General features: G+C 65.8%; 7 protein-coding genes. 1 reads left to right on the forward strand and 6 read right to left on the reverse strand.

Annotation, left to right across the window (positions count from 1 at the left end; genetic code table 11):
* From ACLQ6X_RS03625 to dut, 5 genes are all read right to left on the reverse strand, one after another.
* The coding region (locus ACLQ6X_RS03625) for a 1-deoxy-D-xylulose-5-phosphate synthase N-terminal domain-containing protein (protein WP_411698808.1) at positions 1-586 on the reverse strand (586 nt) is incomplete at its 3' end.
* Positions 587-595: 9 nt separating this feature from the next.
* On the reverse strand, positions 596-3,406 hold the full coding sequence (acnA, locus tag ACLQ6X_RS03630) for an aconitate hydratase AcnA (protein ID WP_411698809.1): 2,811 nt from the start codon (positions 3,404-3,406) through the stop codon (positions 596-598).
* 147 nt (positions 3,407-3,553) lie between these two features.
* The gene (locus tag ACLQ6X_RS03635) at positions 3,554-4,285 is read right to left on the reverse strand and encodes a DUF3159 domain-containing protein (protein ID WP_411698810.1); all 732 of its coding nucleotides are present in this window, start codon (positions 4,283-4,285) and stop codon (positions 3,554-3,556) included.
* A gap of 5 nt (positions 4,286-4,290) precedes the next feature.
* The gene (locus ACLQ6X_RS03640) at positions 4,291-4,917 is read right to left on the reverse strand and encodes a DUF3710 domain-containing protein (RefSeq protein WP_411698811.1); all 627 of its coding nucleotides are present in this window, start codon (positions 4,915-4,917) and stop codon (positions 4,291-4,293) included.
* On the reverse strand, positions 4,914-5,372 hold the full coding sequence (dut, locus tag ACLQ6X_RS03645; RefSeq protein WP_411698812.1) for a dUTP diphosphatase: 459 nt from the start codon (positions 5,370-5,372) through the stop codon (positions 4,914-4,916). The genes ACLQ6X_RS03640 and dut overlap by 4 nt, the downstream gene beginning before the upstream one ends.
* A gap of 55 nt (positions 5,373-5,427) precedes the next feature.
* On the opposite strand from dut, the gene ACLQ6X_RS03650 reads away from it, so the two are divergent.
* Complete coding sequence (locus ACLQ6X_RS03650; protein ID WP_411698813.1) at positions 5,428-5,892, forward strand: DUF3093 domain-containing protein; 465 nt, start codon at positions 5,428-5,430, stop codon at positions 5,890-5,892.
* On the opposite strand, the gene ACLQ6X_RS03655 is transcribed toward ACLQ6X_RS03650, so the two are convergent.
* Positions 5,889-6,182, reverse strand: coding sequence for a DUF4193 domain-containing protein (locus ACLQ6X_RS03655; protein WP_411698814.1), 294 nt, complete (start codon positions 6,180-6,182; stop codon positions 5,889-5,891). The two genes, ACLQ6X_RS03650 and ACLQ6X_RS03655, sit on opposite strands and share 4 nt — an antisense overlap.
* Positions 6,183-6,324: the final 142 nt, after the last annotated feature.

Raw genomic sequence — 6,324 nt, forward strand, 5'->3', positions numbered from 1 at the left:
GGGTGCGCACGTCGTTGAGGAAGTGCGCCATCCCACCGATGGTGGGCGCGTAAGAACGGCCGTTGTCGTTGACGACGATCACGAGGTTGCGGGAGTTGTCGTCGCTGATGTTGTTGAGCGCCTCCCATGTCATGCCACCCGTGAGCGATCCGTCGCCCACCACGGCGACGACGTGGCGGTCGGTCTGGCCGGTCATGGTGAAGGCGCGCGAGATGCCGTCGGCCCACGACAGCGAGCTCGACGCGTGCGAGCTCTCGACGATGTCGTGCGGCGACTCCGAACGCTGGGGGTAACCGGCGAGCCCGCCCTCGAGGCGGAGCCTGCTGAAGTCCTGGCGGCCCGTCAGCAGCTTGTGCACGTAGGTCTGGTGGCCGGTGTCGAAGACGATCGCGTCGTGCGGGGAATCGAAGACCCGGTGGATCGCGAGCGTGAGCTCGACCACCCCGAGGTTCGGTCCGAGGTGGCCGCCCGTTTTCGACACCTCGGTGACGAGGAATTGGCGGATCTCCGCGGCTAGGTCTACGAGCTCGCCCGGTGACAACGCATCGAGGTCGCGAGGACCTGTGATCTTCTCCAGCAGACTCATCCTGCGAGCCTAGACCAGCGACCTCAGAACGTACTGAAGGATTCCGCCGTTGCGGTAGTAGTCTGCCTCGCCCGGCGTGTCGATCCGCAATACGGCGTCGAACTCGATGGTCGTCTTACCCGCCGCCGAGAACTCGGTCGGCTCGGCCACGACGTGCAGCGTCTTCGGCGTGCGTCCCTCGTTCAGCTCTTCCACACCCGAGATCGAGATCGATTCGGTGCCGTCGAGGCCGAGGCTCTGCCAGGTCTCTCCCACCGGGAACTGCAGCGGCAGCACGCCCATGCCGATGAGGTTCGAGCGGTGGATGCGCTCGAAGCTCTCGGTGATGACCGCCTTGACGCCGAGCAACGACGTGCCCTTCGCCGCCCAGTCGCGACTGGAGCCCGAACCGTACTCCTTGCCGCCGAGGATGACGAGTGGGGTGCCCTGCGCCTGGTAGTTCTGGCTGGCGTCGTAGATGAACGCCTGCGGGCCCTCGGGCTGGGTGAAGTCGCGGGTGTAGCCGCCCTCGACGCCGTCGAGCAGCTGGTTCTTGAGACGGATGTTCGCGAACGTGCCGCGGATCATGATCTCGTGGTTTCCGCGCCGCGATCCGTAGGAGTTGTAGTCCTTGCGTCCGACGCCGTGCTCGTCGAGGTACTTTCCCGCCGGGCTGTCTGCCTTGATGTTTCCGGCCGGGCTGATGTGGTCGGTCGTGACCGAGTCGCCGAGCTTTGCGAGCACGCGGGCGCCGGCGATGGATGACACGGGGGTCAGTTCCATCGTCATGCCATCGAAGTACGGGGGCTTACGCACGTAGGTCGACTCCGCGTCCCACTCGAAGGTGGCGCCGACGGGCGTCGGGAGGTTCTGCCAGCGCTCGTCGCCGTCGAAGACGCCGGAGTACTCGTGGCGGAACATGTCGGTGTCGATCGACGTGTCGATGGTGGTCTGCACCTCGGCGGCGTCGGGCCAGATGTCCTCCAGGTAGACGTCTTCGCCGTCGTTGCCGACGCCGAGGGCGTCTTTCTCGAAGTCGAAGTTCATCGAGCCGGCCAGCGCGTAGGCGATGACGAGCGGCGGCGACGCGAGGTAGTTCATCTTCACGTCGGGGTTGATGCGTCCCTCGAAGTTGCGGTTGCCCGAGAGCACGGCGGTCACGGCGAGGTCGTTCTGGTTCACGGCCTCGGAGATCTCGTCGAGCAGCGGGCCCGAGTTGCCGATACACGTGGTGCAGCCGTAGCCGACGGTGTAGAAGCCGAGGTCTTCGAGGTACTCGGTCAGTCCGGCCTTCGCGTAGTAGTCGGTTACGACCTTCGACCCGGGGGCGAGCGTGGTCTTGACCCACGGCTTCGACTTGAGGCCCTTCTTGCTGGCGTTGCGGGCGAGCAGGCCCGCGGCGAGCATGACCGAGGGGTTGGACGTGTTGGTGCACGAGGTGATGGCGGCGATCGCGACCGCGCCGTGGTCGAGCGTGAAGCCGGTGCCGTCGTCGAGCGAGACCCGAGCCGGGTTCGTCACCGTCGACGGAGCGTGGCTCGTGTGCACGTGGGCGTGAGCGGTCTCCTCGTCCTGCGGCGTGAGGCCGATCGGGTCGGAGGCGGGGAAGGTTCCCTCGAGAGCCTCGTCGACGAGCGAGTGGTCCGCCGACGCGTAGGCGTCGAGGTCGAGGATGAACTGGTCCTTCGACCGGCTCAGCTCGACGCGGTCCTGCGGGCGCTTCGGTCCGGCGATAGACGGCACGACGGTCGCGAGGTCGAGTTCGATGTACTCGCTGAAGACGGGCTCGACGCTCGCGTCGTGCCACAGCTTCTGCAGCTTGGAGTACTGCTCGACTAGGGCGACCTGCTCGTCGCTGCGGCCGGTGAGGCGCAGGTAGTCGAGGGTCACGTCGTCGATCGGGAACATGGCGGCGGTCGAGCCGAATTCGGGGCTCATGTTGCCGATGGTGGCGCGGTTCGCCAACGGTACCTGGGCGACGCCCTCGCCGTAGAACTCCACGAACTTTCCGACGACGCCGTGCTTGCGCAGCATCTGCGTGATGGTGAGCACCACGTCGGTCGCGGTTACGCCGGTGGGGATGGCTCCGGAGAGCTTGAAGCCGACGACCTTGGGGATGAGCATGGAGACGGGCTGTCCGAGCATCGCCGCCTCGGCCTCGATACCGCCGACGCCCCAGCCGAGCACGCCGAGTCCGTTGACCATGGTGGTGTGCGAGTCGGTGCCGACACAGGTGTCGGGGTAGGCACGCAGCACTCCGCCGACAGTGCGGGTGAAGGTGACCTGCGCGAGGTACTCGATGTTCACCTGGTGCACGATGCCGGTTCCCGGCGGCACGACCTTGAAGTCGTCGAAAGCCGTCTGGCCCCAGCGCAGGAACTGGTAACGCTCGCCGTTGCGCTCGTACTCGAGCTCGACGTTGCGTTCCAGGGCGTTCTCGGAGCCGAAGAGGTCGGCGATCACCGAGTGGTCGATGACCATCTCGGCGGGAGACAGCGGGTTGATCTTCTTCGGGTCGCCGCCGAGCTCGACGACGGCCTCGCGCATGGTGGCCAGGTCGACGATGCAGGGCACGCCCGTGAAGTCCTGCATCACCACGCGGGCGGGGCTGAACTGGATCTCGGTGTCGGGCTCCGACTCGGGCACCCAGTTGCCGAGGGCCTCGATCTGGCTCTTGGTGACGTTGGCACCGTCCTCGGTGCGCAGCAGATTCTCCAGCAGAACCTTCAGACTGAACGGGAGCTTCTCGTGACCGGCAACGCTGTCGATCCGGAATACCTCGTAGTCGGTTGAACCTACCGTGAGGGTGTCCTTGGAATTGAAGCTGTTTACTGCGGACATAGTGTCGTCTCCCTTGCTGACCTGACTCCATACTCACAGGTACGCCCGGAAGCGTGCCAGCAAGGTAAGCCTAAGGCTCGGAGTGCGGCAATTCAGGGGTGGTACGAGCGATTTCGTCCCAGTATATATCTCGACGTCGAGATACTTTTACTCGCGGATGTCGGTTTCGGATGTCGCGGCGGCGCCCTTGGCGTAGACCGCTCGCACGAGCAGCCAGGTCACCCACAGCGTCGCGGCGTAGAGCGGCAGTCCCATGATGAGCTTCGCGCCGCCCAGCAGCTGTGTCTGGTCGGCGTAGTACAGGGGTACCTGCACGGCCAGTCGCGCGGCGAACATGCACGTCCACAGCACGGTGGTCACGAACGCGATGCGGTACTTCGCCCGGTCGGCGCGCCACGCGGTGCCCTCACCGCGTAACAGCCCGACGATGATGCCGATGACCGGCCAGCGGGCGAGCAGCGAGACCAGCAGCGCGACGACGTACGCGCCGTTGAGCCAGAACCCGAGAACGAAGTTCTCCTTCGCGTCGCCCGAGAAGATGGCGAGAGCGGCAGAGACGGCTATGCCGAGGAGCCCGACCAGCGCCGGCACCACGGGGGTGCGGGTGACGAGCCGGATCAGCACGAAGAGCACGGCGATCGCCGCCGGGATCAGCACCGACGGCAGCGTCTCCTGCGTGATGGCATACACGAAGACGAACACGAAGCCCGGCAGCAGGGATTCGATGATCCCGCGCACGCCGCCCATAGCGCCGAGGAGCGCGCTCGCGGTCGGGGTCTCCCCCGGGGTCACCCTGCCGAAGCCCGAGTTCTGGGCCGCGGCCGACAGTGCCTCGGTGAACGTCGGCGGAGTCGGCGAATCGCCACGATCATCGGTCATGTCTATCAGGCGGTCGCGCTGGAGGTGACGTCGCCCGACGGGGTGGCCGCCGGCATGTTCAACGGGATGAGGTCGCGCGGCGGCATCGGGGTGTTGCCGCGCACGACGACGATGCTGCGGAAGAGGTCTTCGATCTGCGCTGCTGCCTCGGGGTTGACAGCACCCTCACCGGCGATGACGCCGCGCAGGAACCAGCGTGGGCCGTCGACGCCGACGAAACGGGCGAGACGCGTGCCGGTCTGCCCGGCGGTCGTCACGGGGATCTCGGCGAGCACCTCGGGACCGAACGGCCCGTCGGCGATCGTCGTGGTGCCGCCCTGCTTGTGGATCTGGTCGACGATCTGCGCGCGGATCTCGTTCCACAGGCCGCTCGTGCGTGGTGCCGCGAACGGCTGCACCTGCAGTGACGAGCCGGCGTAGTCGAGACCGACCGCGACGACGCGCTTGCTGCCCTCCTCGACCTCGAGCCGCAGCTGCAGGTCGGGGCGGGGAACGATCTTCACACCGCCGAGGTCGACGTAGGGGCGAACCGCGTTCGCCTCGCTCTCGTCGAGCGGGCCGTTGGTCTCGCGGTCGGCGGGCGCCGACTTGGCGTCGTCGTCTACCTGTGCTGCGAATTCGTTGTCGCTCACGCGATGTCTCCTGACTTAGTAGCGCTGTACCCGGTGGATCCGAAGCCGCCATCGCCTCGGTCGCTCCCGGGAAGTTTCTGTACCGGTATAAATCTCGCGCGCGATACCGGCATCACGATAAGTTGTGCGATGCGGTCGCCGACCGCCACAGAATACGCCACCGAACTGTCCGTGTTCAGCAGGGTCACCCGGATCTCGCCGCGATACCCCGCGTCGACGGTGCCGGGACTGTTGACGATGGTGATCCCGTGCTTCGCCGCGAGTCCGCTGCGGGGCACGACGAAGGCGACGTAGCCGTCGGGCAGAGCGATCGACACCCCCGTGGGTACGGTGGCGCGCTCCCCCGGCCCGAGGTGCACGGCCTCGGCCGCGGTCAGGTCGGCCCCGGCGTCTCCGGGGTGCGAGTACGCGGGTACGGAGTCGGACGAAATGAGAACCTCTACGGAATCGGGCACGTCACGAGGGTAGTGCAGAACATCCGGCGCTCAGAAAGTCTGATCGAATAGGAGCATGACCACCCACTACCGAGAGAGACTGTGGCCTGCGCCCTGGCTCTTCGTTGCAACAGCCCTTGTCATTCCCGCGAGCCTTCTGGTCTTCCTGCCGATCAACCTGCTGGCGGGGGTCGTCGTGGCGGCCGTGCTCTACGCGAGCTGTGTCATCCTGCTCATCCTCGGCGGACCCGTAATAGAGGTGACCGACATCGAGTTTCGCGCGGGACGGGCGAGTCTTCCGCTCTCGATCGCGGGAACCGTAGAAGGGTTCGAGGGCGACGAGGCGCGGGCAGAACGTGGGGTGCGGCTCGACGCCCGTACGTGGCTGCTCATTCGCGGGTGGATCGCACCGGTGGTGAAGATCCAGAATCTGGACGAACGAGACAGCGCTCCGTACTGGGTTGTGTCGACGCGGCATCCCGATGCCGTTGTCGCCGCGATCTCCGCGGCGAAGCAACGAGCATCTGGCGGGATTGGTTAGGCCGCGCACTCCAGGCAGATCGGTCCGAGTTTCGTCTCGTGATCGATCTGCGAACGGTGCTTCACGAGGAAGCACTCCACACAGGTGAACTCATCGGCCTGTGCGGGAAGAACGACCACGTCGAGGTCGTGCTCACTGAGGTCCCCACCCTCGAGTTCGAAACTGCCGGGGTTATCGGCGTCATCAACGTCGATTGAACCCGATGTTTTGTCGGGGACGCGCTCCTTGAGCGCCTCGATCGACTCCGTGTCGTCGTCGGTCTTGCGCGGAGCGTCGTACTCGGTTGCCATGCCCATCCACTTCTGTATTGCCGAGAGTTCTTTGTTTTCACAAGAAAAAATATGATATCGGCTGGCACAGTCTGCATCATCGGATTGGTATTCGCAATCCGCCGTGCCGGTGCCCGTGCCGGTGCTCGTGTCGTGCGCCCTG

It is taken from the genome of Conyzicola sp. (assembly GCF_046714715.1).
Taxonomy (GTDB): Bacteria; Actinomycetota; Actinomycetes; order Actinomycetales; family Microbacteriaceae; genus Conyzicola.